The 20,226-nt window shown below is 40.1% G+C and carries 17 protein-coding genes; 10 read left to right on the top strand and 7 right to left on the bottom strand.

Features of this window, described 5'->3' with window-relative positions; translation table 11 throughout:
- Positions 1 to 26: 26 nt before the first annotated feature.
- The 3 genes from ACS5PU_RS07825 to ACS5PU_RS07815 are packed head-to-tail and all read right to left on the bottom strand — an operon-like array spanning position 27 to position 5,559.
- A complete protein-coding gene (locus ACS5PU_RS07825) occupies positions 27 to 917 on the bottom strand; it encodes a DUF1735 domain-containing protein (RefSeq protein WP_439458728.1) in 891 nt (296 codons plus the stop codon).
- Positions 918 to 930: 13 nt separating this feature from the next.
- Positions 931 to 2,433, bottom strand: a complete 1,503-nt coding sequence (locus ACS5PU_RS07820; RefSeq protein WP_439458727.1) for a SusD/RagB family nutrient-binding outer membrane lipoprotein — start codon at positions 2,431 to 2,433, stop codon at positions 931 to 933.
- A 15-nt stretch (positions 2,434 to 2,448) separates the two neighbouring features.
- Positions 2,449 to 5,559 carry a SusC/RagA family TonB-linked outer membrane protein gene (locus ACS5PU_RS07815; RefSeq protein WP_439458726.1) on the bottom strand — a complete coding sequence of 1,037 codons (3,111 nt, stop codon included), beginning with the start codon at positions 5,557 to 5,559 and terminating at the stop codon, positions 2,449 to 2,451.
- Positions 5,560 to 5,830: 271 nt separating this feature from the next.
- Here ACS5PU_RS07815 and ACS5PU_RS07810 point away from each other — a divergent pair, with 271 nt between their 5' ends.
- The gene (locus ACS5PU_RS07810; protein WP_439458725.1) at positions 5,831 to 6,478 is read left to right on the top strand and encodes a hypothetical protein; all 648 of its coding nucleotides are present in this window, start codon (positions 5,831 to 5,833) and stop codon (positions 6,476 to 6,478) included.
- 19 nt (positions 6,479 to 6,497) lie between these two features.
- On the opposite strand, the gene ACS5PU_RS07805 is transcribed toward ACS5PU_RS07810, so the two are convergent.
- Positions 6,498 to 6,956: a nuclear transport factor 2 family protein gene (locus ACS5PU_RS07805; protein ID WP_439458724.1), complete on the bottom strand. Its 459-nt coding sequence runs from the start codon at positions 6,954 to 6,956 to the stop codon at positions 6,498 to 6,500.
- A gap of 250 nt (positions 6,957 to 7,206) precedes the next feature.
- On the opposite strand from ACS5PU_RS07805, the gene ACS5PU_RS07800 reads away from it, so the two are divergent.
- The 7 genes from ACS5PU_RS07800 (at position 7,207) to ACS5PU_RS07770 (ending at position 13,368) form a co-directional block, all read left to right on the top strand.
- Positions 7,207 to 8,610 (top strand): tetratricopeptide repeat protein, encoded by a 1,404-nt coding sequence (locus ACS5PU_RS07800; protein WP_439458723.1) that lies wholly within the window; start codon positions 7,207 to 7,209, stop codon positions 8,608 to 8,610.
- 60 nt (positions 8,611 to 8,670) lie between these two features.
- On the top strand, positions 8,671 to 9,438 hold the full coding sequence (locus ACS5PU_RS07795) for a phosphosulfolactate synthase (protein WP_439458722.1): 768 nt from the start codon (positions 8,671 to 8,673) through the stop codon (positions 9,436 to 9,438).
- Positions 9,439 to 9,579: 141 nt separating this feature from the next.
- On the top strand, positions 9,580 to 10,323 hold the full coding sequence (locus tag ACS5PU_RS07790; protein WP_439458721.1) for a shikimate dehydrogenase family protein: 744 nt from the start codon (positions 9,580 to 9,582) through the stop codon (positions 10,321 to 10,323).
- Positions 10,324 to 10,369: 46 nt separating this feature from the next.
- Positions 10,370 to 10,957, top strand: a complete 588-nt coding sequence (gene gldD, locus ACS5PU_RS07785; RefSeq protein ID WP_439458720.1) for a gliding motility lipoprotein GldD — start codon at positions 10,370 to 10,372, stop codon at positions 10,955 to 10,957.
- 49 nt (positions 10,958 to 11,006) lie between these two features.
- On the top strand, positions 11,007 to 11,645 hold the full coding sequence (locus tag ACS5PU_RS07780) for an MBL fold metallo-hydrolase (RefSeq protein WP_439458719.1): 639 nt from the start codon (positions 11,007 to 11,009) through the stop codon (positions 11,643 to 11,645).
- 63 nt (positions 11,646 to 11,708) lie between these two features.
- Positions 11,709 to 12,983, top strand: a complete 1,275-nt coding sequence (locus ACS5PU_RS07775) for an ABC transporter permease (RefSeq protein ID WP_439458718.1) — start codon at positions 11,709 to 11,711, stop codon at positions 12,981 to 12,983.
- A gap of 1 nt (position 12,984) precedes the next feature.
- The gene (locus tag ACS5PU_RS07770) at positions 12,985 to 13,368 is read left to right on the top strand and encodes a hypothetical protein (RefSeq protein WP_439458717.1); all 384 of its coding nucleotides are present in this window, start codon (positions 12,985 to 12,987) and stop codon (positions 13,366 to 13,368) included.
- A 592-nt stretch (positions 13,369 to 13,960) separates the two neighbouring features.
- On the opposite strand, the gene ACS5PU_RS07765 is transcribed toward ACS5PU_RS07770, so the two are convergent.
- The 3 genes from ACS5PU_RS07765 to ACS5PU_RS07755 all read right to left on the bottom strand — a co-directional run bounded on the left by ACS5PU_RS07765 (position 13,961) and on the right by ACS5PU_RS07755 (position 18,796).
- On the bottom strand, positions 13,961 to 15,637 hold the full coding sequence (locus ACS5PU_RS07765; protein ID WP_439458716.1) for a sodium/sugar symporter: 1,677 nt from the start codon (positions 15,635 to 15,637) through the stop codon (positions 13,961 to 13,963).
- Positions 15,638 to 15,919: 282 nt separating this feature from the next.
- Positions 15,920 to 17,251 (bottom strand): xylose isomerase, encoded by a 1,332-nt coding sequence (gene xylA / locus ACS5PU_RS07760; RefSeq protein WP_439458715.1) that lies wholly within the window; start codon positions 17,249 to 17,251, stop codon positions 15,920 to 15,922.
- Between the two features lie 60 nt (positions 17,252 to 17,311).
- Complete coding sequence (locus ACS5PU_RS07755; protein WP_439458714.1) at positions 17,312 to 18,796, bottom strand: xylulokinase; 1,485 nt, start codon at positions 18,794 to 18,796, stop codon at positions 17,312 to 17,314.
- A 201-nt stretch (positions 18,797 to 18,997) separates the two neighbouring features.
- Between ACS5PU_RS07755 and ACS5PU_RS07750 the strand changes: the two genes are divergently transcribed.
- Both ACS5PU_RS07750 and ACS5PU_RS07745 read left to right on the top strand, forming a co-directional pair.
- The gene (locus tag ACS5PU_RS07750) at positions 18,998 to 19,333 is read left to right on the top strand and encodes a tRNA-binding protein (protein ID WP_439458713.1); all 336 of its coding nucleotides are present in this window, start codon (positions 18,998 to 19,000) and stop codon (positions 19,331 to 19,333) included.
- Positions 19,334 to 19,583: 250 nt separating this feature from the next.
- A complete protein-coding gene (locus ACS5PU_RS07745) occupies positions 19,584 to 20,051 on the top strand; it encodes a nucleoside deaminase (protein WP_439458712.1) in 468 nt (155 codons plus the stop codon).
- Positions 20,052 to 20,226: the final 175 nt, after the last annotated feature.

Genomic DNA, 20,226 nt, shown 5'->3' with positions numbered 1-20,226 from the left:
GTATTTATGCTTTAAACTGTTTCTAATTATCTTGCTGATACATAGGTTAGCGTATCGGTAGCCGATCGGCTGCTAGGACTTGCTCCCCATTTAAAAGAGATGTAAAAAGTTTTAGTGGCCGGATCGTAACGGCTATCGTATGCCGGATCGTTAACTAAAGTTGCATTGGCTGTACTTTTCATCGTAACCTTGTTGGTTGTAGGATTAACATTAATGGTTAAACCGTCAATACCGCCAACTCCAGTTCCATTCGACCAAACCTGACCAAAATCTACAGCGTTAGCGCCGTTACTTGGTAAATCTTTGGTTAAGCCTTTAAAGTTTCCGGTTAAAACAGGATCACCCTCTCTAAAAATATAACCTTTAAAGTTGTATTTTCCGTCATAACGGTTTCTAACAGCAACCTTAACCACCACTGAACCGAAGTTTTTGCTGATAACCTCGCCCGATGCATCCTTAATGGTTACAGGTAAGCCATAAGCTATGGCCGGATCAAGTGCGGTACTCACAAATTTTACCGGAACCTGTACCCTGCGCTGGTTAGCTGGGATGGTAATTGTTGTCGACATGCTAAAAGCATTTGTTGGTACTATAGTTAATGGCGCATCGGTATGCGCAGCATTGTACTTAGCTAGTGTAGCTGGATCAACTGACAAGGTTACCTTAATGTCGGTTGCTTTTGTACTCGAAGCCGCATAGTTAATATAATAAAAGTACTCGCTAGGCGCATCCTGCTGTATTAGTGAAGTTGTTAAAGAATTTACACTGCCATCACCAACTGGTGTACCCACCGGAATTTCTACAACAGGGGCTGTGCCTGAAAAATCGGGTTGTTCGTTTTTGTTTTTTAAACAAGAAGATAGACTTATAACGCATAATGCTGCAACAAGTCCGTTAAATATATTTTTATTTTTCATCTTTTTAATTGATTTACTTAACGTCCCAGAAAATTCTAGAAGTAAACTGGTTAATTGTACCTTCTGCAATTACGTTGGCAGAGTTGGTGTTATATTCTCTCTGTGGATATAACATTCTTACAGGGATTTTCTTGGTGGTTACTGTAGAAGCAATAGAAATCGGCATATCTGCAGGAAGCTCTAAACGTCTGTAATCTGTCCAAGGCTCGATAGCATTGCTACCATTCATTGCAGCCCATTTTTGTTTAATGATTAGGGCAATTTTGTTGGTGTTGCCAGTCCAGTTTGCAACAGCCTGATCAGTAAGGTAGGTAGTTGCTTCGGCCTGCGTTAAACCAAGGTAAACAAAGTTGGCTTTTACTGCTGCCTCATAGTTGGCTTGCGCACTGCCGGCAAGGTATCCTCTTTGCGCTGCTTCTGCCTGGATAAACAAGCTTTCAAAATCTGTCATAATCGGCTGTGGCTGATCGTAGGCTTTTAAAACACCTTTGCCAATGCCCGATACAGTTGTAAGGGTTTGATCGAAGTTTACATCCTGTCCCCATACTAAACTAACGTAAGTACTGCCTGCTCCGTCGTTAACGGTGCTGTAGAATCTACCAAGACGGGGATCGTTGTTGTTTTTAAGGAAATCCATGCCATAAGTGCTGGCTAGCATATATCCGTGCGATGCAGTTTTTGAGCCATCAACACCATAACCGTAAACAGCCCAAAATGGATTTTGCTTACCAGCTGTATTTAAATAGCCCGGATTGTTAAAAATACCATCATTCGTTCCAATGTAGCCAAATCCGTTTGCGGCAATTTTGGCAATTTCATCTTTAATGTACTGCTCTCTGCCAGGTATTTCCGATTGGCGTAAAAGAATCCTCAATTTTAAGGTATTGGCAAATTTGCCCCATTTCTGAAGGTTTCCTTTCGTGTAAATATCAGCTGTTGCATCTGCAGGCGTAACCGTTGCAGTTTTGAATAAATTGGCTGCGGTATCCAACTGTTTAGCTAAATCTTCATAAATGGCCTGCGCTTTATCGTATTTAGGGTTAAGGAAAAGAACCGATTTTGAGGCCTGTGTGTAAGGCACGTTGCCATAAAAATCTACCAGGTATTGGTAATCCCAGGCTTTCATGGTTTTGGCTACAGCTACAAAGAAATTTTGGCCTGCTGCTTTACTCTGGGTTTCTAAATAAGCATAGTCATTTAAATTATCGTAAAGATTTGCCCAAAGTGTGGTAGAGCCGCTCCAGTTGGTAGTGAAATTATACGAACGCTCTTCATACCATCCAGATACACCACCCGGTGTCATCCAGTAGTTCATCCATAGCGAAGCAAAGCTATAAAAGATAGATCCACCGGTGGTATAGGCAGCCGTATTGTTTAATGCGCCTGTTAAAATCAATGCGGGCTTAACCGCTGTAGCATTGTTTGGATTATCGTTAATATCTAAAAAACCCTTTTTACAAGCTCCAAGCAATAATATGCCTGAGATTGCAAGTATGTATATTAGTTTCTTTTTCATGTTTTTTCTTAATTATTAAAAGCCAATTGTTGCAGTAAAACCATAAATACGTGTTGGCGGTGTTTGATTTAAGTTGTTCACACCTTGCGCATTTCCTGTTCCTACGTTAATTTCAGGGTCAGTGTAAATGTTATCGCTAGGTCTGAACATAAATAAGTTTCGGCCTACAAAAGCAATACTTGCATTTTTGATAAATTTAGCTTTACTCTGTAACCATTGTGTTGGTACCTGATAAGCCAAAGAAAGCTCTCTGATTTTCCAGAACGCCGCACTCATTACGTAGTTAGAAGCAGTATTGGTACGGATACCGTCAGACCAGAAAGAACCATTGCCCTGTATCGTTGTAGTATTGGTATTTGGTACAAATACACCCGGAGAAGTTTGGATTACTGAATTTGGATAAATGAAACGCTCACGTCCGGCCTGAGCAGAAGTATAACTGATACCGGCAAAATCAAGTGTTCCAGCAAAACTGTTGTAGAATACGTTACCGCTACGGTATTCGGCTACGCCAGATAAAGTGAAGTTTTTGAAAGTGAAACTGGTGTTAATACCCAAAACATTGCTTGGATTGGTTTGTCCGAAATCTTTATTAATCGGATTAGAAATTGGTAAACCAGTATTGGCATCAACAATAACACGGCCCTGAGGATCCGTTTGGTAAGTACTAACCTGTAATGAAGGGAAGCTCTGCCCTACAACAATGTAGTTGTTATCGCCAATACCCAATTGGTTTTGGCCTTGGTATAATGATAATACTTTATTGGTGTTGTAAGAGTAGTTTACACCCACATTCCACCTAAATCCGTTAGCTAAGCCAATAACAGGCGCTGCATTTAAGCTAAACTCGATACCTTTGTTTTCTCCTTCACCTGTATTGATAATTGCACTGGTATAACCTGTAGTACCAGATAAATCGATTCCGTTGATGATTTCCTGATCTTTTGTGTTTTGAAGATATGCAGAAGTTTCTAAGGTAATGCGGTTGTTTAAGAAACCGATATCAAAGCCAATTTCTTTAGAGATAGTCTGTTCCGGTTTTAAGTTCGGATCGTATACCACATTATCGATTGAATAACCAGCAGTACCGCCATAAGGGAAATTTCCGGCAGGGTTGATTGTAGATACCAGTTTATAAGGATCTATCTGAACAGCATATACTTTAGATATACCTCCACGGATTTTTAAGTTACTGATTACCTTGCTTTCTTTTAAGGCTGGAATGGCATCAGTAAGTGTTAATGCTGCATCAATTGCCGGATAAAAGAAAGAACGGTTGCTTTTGGCCAATCTAGAATCCCAGTCGTTTCTGCCAGAGATATGGATGGTTAAGTAATCGTTATAAGTAGCGGTTAAATCGCCAAATACACCCAATTGACGCGAATTACGTTCAGTTTCTGAACCTACAATTTCGCCCGTACGGTTATTGATATTGAACAGGTTATCTACAACCAGGTTAGAACCCGATTGCGACATATACTTGTAGTTTTTCTGGATAACCTGAGCACCACCAATCAATGTAAATTTAAATTGGTTAAACGTTTTAGTTGCTGTTGCAAGGAAATCGCCAGTGTACCTGCTTTCAAATTCATTGTAATCGCCTACTGATGATTTAACATATTGAGTAGCTGCTGCAGCCTTACCAGAATCATGTGCGAAATCGGAATAGGTATAAGCATAGTTTTTGTTTTTACCTTGGGTATTTTTTGAACTCAAACCACCCCTCGCCAATAAACTTAACCAATCTACCGGTCTGTAAGTGATAGAAAGATTACCCAATAAATCATCTCTTCTTTCGTTGTTGCGGTTTTGCTGTAAGCCAAAGTAAGGACTACTGTAATAATCATTGTAATAATCGTTCGGATTACCATACTTCGATGTTACATCGCTATATTCGGTTAATGGTACGTTGCCCGGCGTATTGATTACATTGTTATATACCTGATTGGTACTTTTATCGTAATTTCTTTGGGTGTAGTTGAATGAATAATCAGCTAAAAACTTATTCATTTTGCGGGTACCATTGATACGGATAGCCGTTCTGTTCGATTTATCTCCCGGTACATAACCCTTGCTGTTTACACGTTGAAGGTTGATGTAGGTAGTTCCATTATCATTTCCTCCAGAGTAAGTAAGATCATTCTGCTCATCAATACCGGTTTCAAAGAAATTTTCTTTTTCACCCTCTTTATAGCTATATGGAACCATTTGGTAGGTTCCGTCTTCTAAAACACGGCCCAGTGGTCTTAATGTACCATCAAAGCGCTCACCAAATGTTTGGTTTTCAAATGGGGTATATAAACCAAATCCGAAATCGTCCTGATTGGTACCACCACCAAACTCTGTTTGCATTTTAGGAAAGTAACTTAAACGATTTAGTAAAGTGGTATTAGTATAAGTGATGCTACCTCCATCAGCAGATCCCCTCTTGGTGCTCACAATTATTACACCGTTTGAAGCGTCCGATCCATAAAGCGCTGCAGCATTTGCACCCTTTAAAATATTCACATTGTCAATGTCGTTAGGGTTAATGGAGTTTAACTGGCTTAATGGCACAATAATACCATCTAATACCAATAAAGCCTGGTTATTTCCGGTAAATGAACGGTTACCACGCAAAACAACCCTTACCTGATCGCCAGCATCAATTTGGTTATTGGCCTGGTTAATCTGTAAACCCGCAACTTTTCCTGATAAACCGGTTGCCAGGTTGGTAGGCTTGCTTGATGTTAAAGCTTTGCCCGTTACCTGTTGCGTAGCATACCCAATTTCTTTCGGCTTACGTTTAATACCCAAGGCAGTAGAAATGGTTACCTCGCTTAGGCTTTTCGAATCTGGTTCTAAGCTGATGTTCAGTGTAGATTGGCCGTTTACGGTTACTTCTTTGGCTACAAACCCAATGTAAGAGAACTGAAGTACCTCATTTGGATTAACGCTGATGGTAAACTTTCCATCCGATCCGGTAGATGTGGCTTTTTTAGTGTCTTTTACACGGACACTCACCCCTGGTAATGGTAATCCATCGTTCGATGCAATCACTTTACCAGTAATATTTTTACTCTGGGCATCTGCTTGTATAATGCCACAAAATAAAAATATGAATAAACACAGTACGAGTTTTTTCATAGTTTTTAAGTTTTGTTTAAGTTAATAAAAGCCCGAAGTACAATCTTTTTTATCAATAAATCAAAAAAAAATACGTTTATCTTAAAAATGTTATAAATTGCGTTTAATAAACGACTAAAATGTTTTAGTAATTTGGAATTGTCTTGATTTTTACAGGGAAAAAAACTTGATTTTCATCAATTTTTTTCACGCTGTTTTAACCGCTCAGCAGTATTCATTTTGTAATAAAATGAAAGGAAATGAAACCAATGGATTTAAAAAAAACGCGATCATGAAAAAACTTTTTTGGCTGGTTCTTCTAGCTACACAGATTACCTTCTCTTTTGCACAAAATGTTACCGTTGGTCCGGGTGCAAAACCATTATTAAAATCGGTAGAAAAAAATGCCACCCTTGGTACTGTGTATTTTAACAAGGCTTACGCAGGCAGTAAAGTCAAAACGGTGAGCGCAAAGGAGTTTGAAGTAAGTGCGCTAAGGTACAATTTGGAAACACAACAATTGGAGTACCTTGATAATGGAAACGTATATGCCATTCAAGATTCTGTACAATCGTTTACCCTGCCCGATTCGCTTGGTTATGTGCACCATTTTGATAAGGCGAAACTAAATAACTCAGCTGGCTTTTATGAAGTTGTGGTTGAGGGTAATGTTTCTTTATTAAAGCAGTACCTGGTAAAAAAAGATGTTGCCGAAGATTGGTATACGAAAAAGAAAATAGTTAAAATGGTGCCAGATCAGGCTTATTTTACAAGTAAGAGCGGTGTTGTCCAAAAACTAACACCATCAGCCAAAAATATTGCAGCTGTTTTGCCCGATAAAAAAGATCAGGTGCTAACATTTATAAAAACTGAGCAGCTTGATCCTAAACTGGATGAAGATCTGTATAAGGTATTCAGTTTCTACAATAAACTCAAATAAGCCGTTTTAAAAGGAGGGCTTATCCTTTACAGCCCTCTTTTCTGCGTGTATCGATAATATAAACAATCTGCCAGCCATTACTTCCTTTCACCAATTGGAAAGAGTTAACCCCGCAATGGCTAAATTTATCGCCAAGGTAAAACTTGTAATCGGTCCATACCGAGGCCAGAGGGCCATCAATTAGTATTTTGGTAAATGTAATCCGTTCATCGTACTGTTCTTGATGCGGGGTGCCGATAAATTTTATAAAATCGTTGACCGATTCGTTCCTCACAGTTACTTTTCCATCTTTGCTGGAAATGGTCTGCATCAATGCGCCGCTGGCAAAAGCTGTTCGGGTTAAAGTGCTGTCGCCGGTTTTCATGCCGGTAAAAAGATTGTTTACAGCTTTTTTAATGGCACTTTCTTCATCGCTCTGGGCAAAGGTTTTTGTACTGAAAACCGTTAAAAATAGGGCTAAAATGGCTAATCCTTTCATGACTGTGTAATTACGTTTATACCATAAATTTATAGTATTTTTGTAAAAGAAGGGAATAAGGAACCGCGATGTTGCAAAAATCTACCGATTATCCACACAGTTTAATCACAGTTAATTGGCTTTATAATCAGCTGTTTACAGCTATTTAAGCAATTGATGTTAATAATTTTTTAAAAAACGGATTATTAAAAGCAGTAAACTTATAATGTGTTTTTCTGCTAATTGGCACGGTTCTTTAATAGTATATTATATGGAAGAAGAATTCTTTTTTGAATCCAACGAAGACGCACAACGCTCAGTAGAACGTTACGAAGAAATGCTCCGCAACCAGGATCAGTATTTTTTCGATGCAGGCGCTTTTGAATACATTGTAGATTTTTATATCGAGAAAAATGATCCGGTCAAAGCTTTGCAGGTTGTTGATTTTGCAATTAGTCAGCACCCCTATGCAACTGTTTTCTTAATTAAACAGGCTCATCTTTACATTTTAACCAATAACCACGAAAATGCTTTCATCGCTTTGCAAAAAGCCGAGCTTTTAGAGCCTTCCGAGCCCGATATTTATCTGCTGCGCGGTAATATTTTTCAAAATACCGAACGCTTCGACGAGGCTTTGGAAAATTATGAAAAAGCCCTGGGCCTTGCAGAAAGTACCGACGAAATTTTATTGCAGATGGCTTATGTATACCAGAGCATGGGCGATTACGAAAGTGCCATTACCTATATTAAGCTCAGTTTAGAGCAGAATATGGAAAACCAGGATGGTTTATACGAACTTGCTTTTTGTTACGATGTGCTGGATAAGCAGGAAGAAAGCATTAAATTTTATCAGCAATATATCGATACCGATCCGTATTCTTATGCCGCATGGTACAATCTGGGCAATAGTTTCCACAAATTAAATCTTTTCGAAAAAGCTATCGATGCCTACGATTATGCAATCCTGATTAAAGAGGACTTTAGTTCGGCATATTTTAACAAAGGCAACGCACTGGTTCAATTGGATAAGTACCACGAAGCCATTGATGTTTACAAACAGACCTTTGAGTACGAACCGCCCAATGCTGATACGTATTGTGCAATAGGTGAGTGCTATGAAAAGCTGGAAAAAATGGACGAGGCCCGTTCTTATTATAAAAAATCGGTAAAAATGGATCCCAAGATGGCTGATGCCTGGTTTGGTATTGGTGTAACGCTGAATTTTGAAGAGCGTTATTTCGAATCGCTTCATTTTTATAAAAAAGCCATCGATCTGGAAGCTGAAAATGCAGATTTTTGGTTTGCGATGGCCGATGCTTACTATAAACTCGGCCAAATCGACGAATCGATAGAGGCCTATGAAAAAGTTTTAGAGTTTAATCCGTTGGATATCGAGGCCTGGCTTGATTTTAGTACCGTGCTTTACGAACAGGGGAAATTGCTCGAAGCATCAGAAACGATGGCCGAAGCCATTAAAAACAATCCGGAGGCTGCCGAGCTGTATTACCGTATGGTTGCCTACCTTTTTGCACTGGGCAGTTATGCCGATGCACTGGGTTATTTAGAAACGGCTTTAACAACTGATCCGGAAAAACACTATATTTTATTTGAATATTTACCGCAATTACAGGATAATAGTGCCATTTTGAACGTTATAAACAGATATATTAGGTAACGACCTTGTGAGAAAAATTTAACAAATAAATCTCAAAATTTTTTTCACTTTTGTACGCATATGAATTATCCATTATTAAACGTTCCCGAACGTCCATCAAAACCACGCCAAAAAGGCTTAACAATGGTTATGGATAAGGGATTGAGCCTACGCCAGGTTGAAGATTTTATTGAAGTTGCCGGCGTACATACCGATATCGTAAAATTGGGTTGGGCTACCTCACACGTAACACCTAACCTTAAAGAGAAATTAGCTTTATACAAAAGTGCCGGTATTCCTACTTATTTTGGTGGAACACTGTTTGAGGCATTCATTATCCGTAACCAATTTTCAGATTATCAACGTGTTTTAGATCAGTACGGGATGGAATATGCAGAGGTTTCTGATGGTTCTATCGAGATCGAACACGATAAAAAATGTGCTTTCATCAGCGAACTGGCCAAGCAGGTTACCGTAATTTCGGAGGTGGGAAGTAAAGATGCTGCCAAAATATTTGCGCCATACAAATGGATCAAGTTGATGCAGGCAGAGATTGAAGCAGGCTCGTGGAAAGTAATTGCCGAAGCACGCGAAGGCGGAAATGTAGGTATTTACCGCGGGAGTGGTGAAGTACGTGAAGGCTTGGTGGATGAGATTTTAACGCAGATTCCTGAAGAAACCATTATCTGGGAAGCGCCACAAAAAGAACAACAGGTTTGGTTCATTAAATTGATCGGTACCAATGTAAACCTGGGTAATATTGCTCCGGCAGAAGTTATTCCTTTAGAAACCATCCGTTTGGGGTTACGTGGAGATACTTTTGATTATTTCCTGAACCAGGTAAAATAAACGGATATAAGCGATTGTATTCTCAATCAATTATATTTAGATTTTGTCACACTGAGCTTGTCGAACTGCATTTGCGCTAGTCTACAAGCTCAGGATGACAGTCCTTTTTCATCATACAGCCCTTAATTGTTTATAAATAATATGAAAACATATGGCTTAATCGGGTATCCATTATCTCATTCTTTTTCGAAAAAATATTTTACCGAGAAGTTTTTAAACGAAGGGATAATCGATCATCAATACGAGCTTTTTCCAATTGCCGATATTAAATCGCTACCCGATCTTTTAAGTGAAAATCCATCGCTCTGCGGATTAAACGTAACCATTCCGCATAAAGTAAATGTACTTTGTTATTTAAACGAAGTAGATGATGCAGCAGAGAAAATTGGTGCCGTAAACTGCATTTCTATTAAAAGCTTTGAAGGTAAAAATTATTTAAAAGGCTACAATACCGATGCGTATGGCTTTGAGGAATCGTTAAAGCCCTTGCTGGGTCCACAGCATACCAATGCACTTGTTTTTGGCGATGGCGGTGCGGCTAAGGCTGTAAAATACGTTTTGGAAAAGCTAAACATCCAATATCAGGTGGTGGTGCGCAAAGCCGTACCCGGTGCCATTTTATACAGCGATATTAGTCCCGAAATTCTGGCCAGCCATCAATTACTGATCAATACTACACCTTTGGGCATGTCGCCAAATATTGATACCTTTCCTGAAATTGATTATACGCAGCTTGGCGCTGGCCACTTGGCTTACGATCTGGTATATAACCCATTAGAAACAGCATTTTTAACCAAGGCCGCCGAACGTGGAGCCAGCACTAAAAATGGTTTGGAAATGTTGTATAAACAGGCCGAAAAAGCCTGGGCAATATGGAACAAGTAATTTAACCCAATTAACTGGTGCTGCACGGTAAAGAAATTTTTAATTTATGAAATTCAAGCAACTGATTTTTCTTCCCTTTATCCTGCTTTTATTGGTTTCGGCCTGCCAAAATCACGATTACAGTCCAAAACCAAAGGCCTACTATCGGATCGAATTCCCCAAAAAAGAATATATCACTTTTACAAAGCCTGTTCCCTTTAGTTTCGAATATCCTACATATGCAGCAGTAGAACAGGATAAAACCCGTGATGCACAAAAGGCCTGGTACAACCTTCATTTTAAGCAGTTCAATGGCTTTCTGCACTTAACCTATTACGATGTATCTGGCAAAGGTGCTTACGATGAAATGGTAGAAGATGCCAGGAAACTGGCTTTTAAGCACACCATAAAGGCCAGTGCGATAGACCAAAAACTGATTAATTACCCCGATAAGAAAGTATATGGGATTTATTATGCCATTGAAGGAAATACCGCTTCGTCGGTGCAGTTCTTCCTAACCGATAGTGCGAAGCATTACTTTAGGGGAGCTTTGTATTTTAACGAGCGCCCTCAGTACGATTCTATCGCTCCTGTGATCAATTTCATCAAAAAAGACATCGATACGCTTATTGCTACCTTTAAGTGGAAAAACTAATCCATTATTCTTATCCTGCTGCAATCGGCAGGATCTTTTTTTTAAGCTTATGATTACCGTAAAAACTTTCACCTTCAATGCTTACAGCGAAAATACCTATGTGCTTTACGACGAAACGAAGGCATGTGTGATTATCGATCCAGGCATGTATGAAGGTTTTGAGCAGAACGAACTGGCTGCTTTTATTAAGGCCGAAGAACTTAAACCGGTATTGCTGCTCAATACCCACTGCCACCTCGACCATGTTTTTGGCAACAAATTCGTATTCGAAACTTATGGTTTAAAACCGCAGTTTAACGAGGGCGAGCTGCCCATTTTAAACGCTGTGCCAGGTTATGCACCAGCCATGGGCTTTACCCGCTACGATGTTTCGCCCCTGCCCGATACCTTTTTGCCTGAAACAGGAACGGTTTCGTTTGGTGACAGCAGTTTAACCTTGATTTATGCTCCAGGACATTCTCCTGCACACTTATGTTTTTACAGCGCAGCCGATCATTTTTTGATAGGGGGTGATGTGCTTTTTTATGGCAGTATTGGCCGTACCGACCTACCGGGAGGCAACCACCAGCAACTAATTCAAAACATTTCTGATAAACTTTTTGTATTACCAGATGAAACCATAGTTTACCCTGGCCATGGGCCGGCAACCAGCATTGGTTTTGAAAAACAACATAACCCATTTTTTTAAGTAAAAATGTAAGATGGAAAATGTAACCGGAATGATTGGAATCTGTATTTTACCTCTTCCATCTTGCCTCATCCATCTTACATTTTGCCTATCTTTACTGCTGTGAATACCTCGTTTTATATTGCAAAAAGATATCTTTTTGCCAAAAAATCAACCAATGCCATTAACCTGATATCGGGCATTTCCATGATTGGTGTAATGGTGGGGAGTGCGGCACTGATTATTATTCTTTCGGTTTTTAACGGTCTGGAAACAGTGGTACTGAACATGTTCGATACCATTACCCCACAAATTGCCATTACACCGGCAAAAGGTAAAACTTTCGATCCGAATACAGGCTATTTTAATCAGCTCAGAAAGGACAAGGATGTTTACGCCTTTGCAGAAGTGCTGCAGGAAAATGCTTTGCTAAAATACAATAACAAGCAGGCAGTAGGCATGGTTAAGGGGGTAAGTACAGATTATCTTAAAAATGCCAAACTCGATAGTACCATAAAGGAGGGCCGATTTATATTGCATAACAACAGCGGAGATAATGCTGTAATTGGTTCTGCACTTCAAAGTTACCTAGCCGTTAATACTGTAGATCCTTTTACTGAACTGGAAATTTATTCGCCCAAAAAGGACATTGCCGTTAACAATTTAAACCCTGCCGATGATTTTATCGCCAAAAACATCCGGGTAAGTGGGGTTTTTGAGGTTCAGCAGGATTTTGATAATGGGATTATTGTACCGCTAAGCTTTGCCCGCGAGCTTCTGGGCGAAGAGAAGAAAGTGTCTGCTATAGAGATCAACCTGCAGCCAGGGGTAGATGCAGATAGGTTTCAAAAAACAGTTGTAGAAAAGCTCGGACTGGCGTACGAGGTAAAGAACCAGGCAGAGCAGAATAAATCGCTGTACCACATTTTAAACACCGAAAAATGGGCCGTATATATTATTCTTACATTTATCCTGATTATTGCTATATTTAATATCATAGGGTCGTTAACCATGCTGGTAATCGATAAAGTAAAAGATATTGCCATCCTGAGCAGCTTAGGTGCTGGAAAAAAACTGATTAAGCGTATATTTTTATTTGAAGGAATGATGATAACGATGTCTGGCTGCGTGCTGGGATTACTGATCGGGATCATATTTTATTATTTTCAGCATACTTACGGTTTTATCAGCATGGGCGATGAAGAAAATAAAACCCTGGTAAGTTCTTATCCGATAGCATTAAAATGGAAAGATTTCGTGTTAGTTTTTGTTACCGTAGGAATCTTCTCATTTTTGGCATCCGCTTTGTCATCTAATTTGAGCGTTAAAAAGATAGATCAAATAAATCAAACCATATAAAATGAAGTTATTTAAACAGGCAATTGTATTTGTTGTGCTCCTTGGCGTAGCTGCTACAGCTTGTAACAGAACCGATAAAGCCGAGGGAGAAAAAAGTAATCTGAAAACTGTTAAAGGTTTGTATAGTTTTGGCCCCGAAATGAAATCTTTTACCCTGTGCGAAGACGGCCGCGAATACTGGGTTACCGACAGTGTAAAAAACCTGGAGCTTTCGTACAGTAATTTAGGTTTCGAAAAGCCTTATGAGCCCGTATACGTTGAACTGGAAGGTTATTTTACCAAATCGGATACCGCTTCTGTTTCTGCCGATTTCGATTCAACTTTGGTGGTAATGAAAGTATTAAAAATTAGTAAAGAGATACCCGAAGGACCTTGTTCTCAATAATCTAGCATGCCTATAAGTTATTAGTAATCAGGTTAATATGTTCTCTTTTTTTGAAAATGTAGGGTTCTGTGTTTCATAGCGGCTTTCGTCCCGCCATCGCTTATAGTCCTCGTTCTGCTGCGCTTCACTGCGGGCTAACCGCTCTGTCGGGTTTATAAACAAAGGTTTGTTTGGCGAGCGCTATAAAGCCTTAAATAGTACCACGAGCATAGCCACCTAAACCGGACTGTAGCGTAAAACCCACAGGGCGAGGATTTGAAGAATAGGGCGGGACTACTGAGACCGAAAAGCGATGTTTCTGCTTTCCAAAACAGCATAATAAGTTTAAATTAGAAAAGAGTTGTTAACTTTCTAGCGGACTTGCTAGTAAAGTTAACAACTCACCATGTTTCGCTGCGCTTCACTGCGGGCTAACCGCGCTGTCGGGTTTATAAACAAAGGTTTTTTTGTGCGAGCGTGATAAAAGCTTAAATACGATCAACTTTACAGCAATGCTGCTTTAAAAACAAAAAGCTTCCCGGTTTCCCAGAAAGCTTTTAAAATTTTATTGTTCAAACGTTCAGCGGCATTGAGCATGCCTGAAGCTTAAAGACTACCAGTAAATGCCATAAAGCGCTACCAATAAGCCGATAATGATTAATGCGCCAACTGCAAAGCTGGTTGTGGTTTTGAACATTTTTGAATCGATTTCCAAACCTTTTGGATTGGTACCGTTCCTGTTCTCGAATAAGCTGATAATAACCATACCGATGATACAGAACACGAAAACAATGCCCATCCTATCTAAGAAAGGAATTTCATAAACACCTACTGCATTTTTTACTGAGAATCCTATTCCCGATAACCAAGAAAGATCGGTCCATCCCGGAAGGAATTTTAACAACAGTGATAATCCGAAACCACCAATTGTGGCAAAAAGTGCTGCATTTGAAGTGGCTCTTTTCCAGAAGAAACCCAATATGAACATGGCAAATATACCTGGCGATACAAAACCGGTATATTCTTGGATATATTGGAAACCACCTTTTTTATCTATACCCAAATATGGTGCAATTAAAACACCCAATATCATGGCTACAACTACAGCAATTTTTCCGGTTACAACCAGATTTTTCTCGCTGGCATCGGTTTTTAATACTTTTTTGTAAATATCTAAAGTAAAAATGGTTGCAATACTGTTTGCTTTACCCGCTAACGATGCCACAACTGCAGCTGTTAATGCGGCAAATGATAAGCCCTTTAATCCGGCAGGCAAAAGATTTAACAGTACAGGATAAGCGCGGTCAGGGTTTACTGATCCATCTTGAAGCATCTCTGATTGAAAGGCACCATCTTTATATAACACATAAGCTGCAATACCCGGTAATACTACAATAATCGGCATTAACAGTTTTAAAAATGCTGCAAATAAAATACCGCCACGCGCAGTTTTTAAATCGGCACCTAAAGCGCGTTGCGTAATGTACTGGTTACAGCCCCAATAATTTAGGTTTACAATCCACATACCACCTACAAGCACACTTAAGCCCGGTAAGTCGATATAGTTTTCGTTTTCAGGTTTTAAGATCATGTGGAAATGCTCAGATGCCTTACTGGTCATTAAGCTATATCCTTCAAAAATGCCTGATGTTCCATAATGGGTAGAAACTAAGTTTAAAGCCAGATAAGTTGTGGCCAAACCACCAAGGATTAAGAAAAACACCTGTATCACATCGGTATAGCCAATTACTTTCATTCCGCCCAGTGTAATTACAATGGCAAAGGCGGCAATGGCATACATACAGAAGGTGAGGTCGAAACCAGAAATACTGCTCACCGCCAAGGCACCTAAATACAATATGGAGGTTAGGTTTACCACTACATAAAGCAATAACCAGAACACGGCCATAATCATGGCTACGGTACCATTATAGCGCTGGTGCAGAAACTGTGGCATGGTGGCAATTTTGTTCTTCAGGTAAACCGGAATAAAGAAAACGGCAACAATAACCAGGGTAAGGGCGGCCATCCACTCGTAAGTGGCAATTGCAAGTCCCATTTTAAAGCCCGAACCGCTCATGCCGATAAACTGCTCGGCAGAGATGTTGGATGCAATTAGCGATGCGCCGATAGCCCACCAGGTAAGCGAACCTTCAGCCAAGAAATAATCTTTTGAGCCTGTGGATGCGGATTTTTTCTTATTGTAGATGTACAGACCGTAAGCAGCCACAATAACGAAGTAGATCGCAAATACAATGTAATCCTTCGTGTCCAATAAGTTGTGTTTCATTAATATAATAGCGGTTATTTGGTTTAGAAATCTAAATGTAGTAAAATCATAAATTAATCTCCGCTTTTTTTTAAATTAAAAAGTGTTAAAGTAACGTTTATTAATTTGTGATACCTTCAAATAAGGAGACTATTGGGTTCTCCGCCAAGGTTGTGATGATATAGTAATTTCAATGGCTGAGTAAAAAGATATTACCCTGAAAACAATTTTTGCCTTCTAGTTAAATCAAGTGCCAGTGGTCTGAGCCCTCACAGACCACCAACATGATAATGATCAATAAAATTAAATATACCGGTTGATCAGATTTTCCAGGTATTCCTGCTTGCCACTGCGTACTTCCGGTTCTCCGTTTTCGGATGCGTAATTTCTTAAATCTTCTAAACTGAGCTTTCCCTGTTCAAATTCTGCCCCTTTACCGCTATCGAAAGATGCGTAACGTTCTGTTCTTACCTTGGTATAATCTGATTTTTGAAGAATGGCATCAGCCGTAATCAATGCCCTGGCAAAAATATCCATCCCCCCAATGTGGGCATAAAACAGGTCTTTAGGATCGGTAGAGTTACGGCGGATCTTTGCATCGAAATTTACACCGCCCCCCTGTAAACCGCCACCTTCTAAAATGATCAGCATGGTTTCAGTCAATTCGTTAATATCATTCGGGAACTGATCGGTATCCCAGCCATTCTGATAGTCGCCTCTATTGGCATCTATAGAGCCCAGTAAGCCATTATCTACGGCCACCTGTAGTTCGTGCTGGAAAGTATGCCCCGCTAAGGTTGCATGGTTAACTTCGAGGTTTAGTTTAAAATCGGCCAACAGATCGTATTGTTGTAAAAAGCCTTTAACGGTGGCCGCATCGTAATCGTACTGGTGTTTAGATGGCTCGCAAGGTTTTGGTTCGATAAAAAACGTTCCTTTAAAGCCTTGTTTGCGTGCATAATCTTTCGCGGTATGTAAGAATCTGGCCAAATGCTCCTGCTCGCGTTTCATATTGGTGTTTAGCAGGCTCATGTAGCCCTCTCTTCCACCCCAAAAAACGTAGTTTTCCCCTCCAAGTGCAATGGTTGCATCTAAAGCGGCCTTAACCTGTGCGGCTCCATGTGCCAGTACATGAAAATCAGGGTTGGTAGAAGCGCCGTTCATGTAACGTTTGTGGCTAAATAAATTTGCCGTTCCCCAAAGTAATTTTACGCCGCTTTCTGCCTGCTTTTGTTTGGCATACTCCACAAGGGCCTGTAATCTGCGTTCGTTTTCAATTATGTTATCTCCATAATCAACCACATCTACATCGTGAAAGCAGTAGTAGGGAATCTGCATTTTGGTAATAAATTCGAAAGCGGCATCCATTTTATCTTTAGCCCTTTCAATGGCGTCATTCTTTTCATCCCAGGGGAAAACATGGGTAGGCCCGCCAAATGGATCGGAACCATTACCGTTAAATGAATGCCAGTATGCGCAGGCAAATTTAAAATGCTCGTTCATGGTTTTACCTGCAACCACTTTATTGGCATCGTACCATCTAAAGGCTAGTGGGTTATCACTTTCTAAGCCCTCAAACTGAATTTGATCAATGCCCTTGAAAAATTCTTTTGCTCCTGTTACTACTTTTGTCATGGTGTTTTTGTTTTTTGGTTGATGGTCTTTGGCTGATAGTTGCCTCTCCGGCTATTACTATTAACCAATTGCCAATTGTTTTGCTAATATTTCTTTCCAGCTCTGGTAAATGGGTTCGTAAACTTCCGAGTGCTGTGGGGTTAATGTTGTAATTGGCGTATGCTGGTCAAAAGCTTCTCCGGCACTTTCAAATATTGCTGCACCTATTCCTGCGCCAAGTGCAGCGCCAACACTTCCGTCGTTTTCATAAAGTTCAACAGGAATGCCGGTTACATCTACAAAGGTTTGGGCAAAAAGCTCGCTTAAAAACAGATTGGCCCTGCCGGCCCTGATTACTTTGGGTTTCATTCCGTTTTCGCGCATAATATCCAATCCGTAACGGAAAGAGAAAGCAAAGCCTTCTTGAACGGCTCTAAAAATATCCGCCTGATTGTGTGTGTTGAGATCGATACCCAATAGCTGTGCCCCGGTATACTGATTGTTCAGCATCCTTTCAGCGCCATTACCGAAAGGAAGAACGCGTATTCCTTTGCTCCCAATGGGTGCCTTTGCGGCTAAACTGTTCAGTTCTTGATAGGTAGATTGGGGCGCAAAATTGTGTTTCGCCCAGCGGTACATGCTCCCGGTTCCGTTAATACACAGCAGCACGCCCGTATGTTTGTGCTGTTCGGTATAGGTTACGTGCGCAAAAGTGTTTACCCTCGACTGCTTATCGTAGGTAAGTTGATTACTCACACCGTAAATAACCCCCGATGTACCTGCTGTTGCAGCCACTTCTCCTGGTTTTAATACATTTAAAGAGAGGGCATTATTCGGTTGATCGCCTGATTTATAAGCTACGGGGATTCCTTTGGTGAGGCCCAATTGATTGGCTATATCTTCTTTAAGCTGGCCATGTTTAGAAAACAAGGGTTTTATGGCAGGGATGAGGTTATCGCTTATGCCGTAATGTTTCATTACATCGGCCGAGATTTCGTGCTGGTCAAAATCCCAGAAAATCCCTTCTGATAGTGCGGATATGCTCGTGGTAATTTCTCCGGTTAATTTCATGGCAATAAAATCTCCTGGTAGCATAATTTTATCAATCTGCGCATAAATATCAGGCTCGTTTTCCTTTACCCAAGCCAATTTTGAAGCCGTAAAATTTCCGGGAGAGTTTAAAAGGTGTTTTAACGACCTTTCATGACCAATGGCATCAAAAGCAGCATTGCCCATTTCAACAGCCCTGCTATCGCACCATATTATACTGTCGCGCAGTACATTTTGTTGTTTATCTACCACCACCAGGCCGTGCATTTGGTAGGCTATACCTATCGCGCCGATTTCTTTTAGATTAAATGAACCTTTGGTATTTAACTTTAAGATAGCCTGCTGAACATTTTTCCACCACTCTTCTGGCGGTTGCTCTGCCCAGCCTGGTTTTACAGATTTGATGGCGGTCTCCTCTTCTGGATATTGAGCCGTGGCTACACTTTTCTTGGTAGCAACATCAACAAGTGCAACTTTAATAGATGAGGTGCCTAAATCAATCCCTAATAAATACATCGTTTTTATTCAATTTATATTTGGTTGTGCAAACGGTTGCATAAAGATAATTTTTTAAATATTAATCTCAAATTTTTCATGTATCTATTAGTAGTAAATGTTTATAGCGCAGTGGCTTAAACTGATTTTTGCTGTAAATTGGCCTGAACTCTTGATTGATTTAATAATTTATATTTTTGTGTTTTTACATTAAATAGCATTATGGAGCAAATTACGTGGGATGATTTTGAAAAGGTAGAGCTTAGGGTTGGGACAATTTTAGAAGCATTTGAATTTCCTGAAGCCAGAAGGCCTGCCTATAAAGTGAAAGTAGATTTTGGTGAATTTGGAATAAAAATGAGCAGTGCCCAGATTACCAAACATTACACATTGGAAGAATTGCCCGGGAAACAGATTGTAGGGGTAATCAACTTTCCGAAAAAGCAGATTGGTAAGTTTATGTCTGAATTTTTGGTTACCGGCTTTGCCGATGAAAACGGTGATATTGTGCTAACTGCGGTGCAGCGCAAAGTGCCGAATGGCAGTAAATTGGTTTAGGCTCCACTTCCTAAGTTGGCCAGCGTTTTGAGCCATCTAAGCTTCAGAAGAAGCCAAATAGCCCTTATTGCAGCGTAAAGCCCGTAAGCGAGGAACGAGTGCGGACTTGCAGCGCAAAGCAGGACCGAAGCTAACCGATGGACACTGAAATTGCGCTTCAAAGAATTATACTTAAGCTTCTGAAATTAGTCTGCGCCATGCCCATCGGAAATTTTGGAAGTCTGGCTGCTTAAAATCCTATATTTGCGCCATGAGCTTTTACAATTTCGAAGATAGCAATCCTGAAGAAGAAGATCTTCATTACATGAAACTGGCTTTAGAAGAAGCAAAGAAGGCGTTGGCTGAAGATGAAATTCCAATTGGTGCTATAGTGGTAAGTAAGAACAGGATTATTGGCCGGGGTTATAATTTAACCGAACGCTTTAACGATGTAACTGCGCACGCCGAAATGCAGGCTTTTACTTCTGCCGCACAAACCATCGGCGGAAAATATTTAAGAGATTGTACCCTTTATGTAACTATCGAGCCTTGTGTAATGTGCGCCGGAGCAAGCTATTGGACACAAATTAGCCGGATAGTATATGGTGCGCGCGAAGAAAAAAGAGGTTTCCTATCAAAAAATGCAAACCTGCTACACCCTAAAACGGTGCTGAAAGGTGGTGTAATGGCAGAGGAATGCGGTGCGCTGATGAAAGATTTTTTTGCAAAGAAAAGGTAATTGGGTTGATGGCCCGATATTGTTATAGTTAATGGCCAAGTGCTATCCAACTGTAGGCCATACACCATTTACCTTTTTTTCACTGCCACACTGTCGCTATAGCACTGAATCTTACAACTTTCAATCTTTCGAAAATTACAACAACAGAGCAGAAAACGATTTGATGATAATAACA

Origin of the sequence: Pedobacter sp. GSP4 (assembly GCF_051857575.1) — a bacterium.
Taxonomy (GTDB): domain Bacteria; phylum Bacteroidota; class Bacteroidia; order Sphingobacteriales; family Sphingobacteriaceae; genus Pedobacter.
This window is presented reverse-complemented; position numbering and strand designations above follow the sequence as displayed.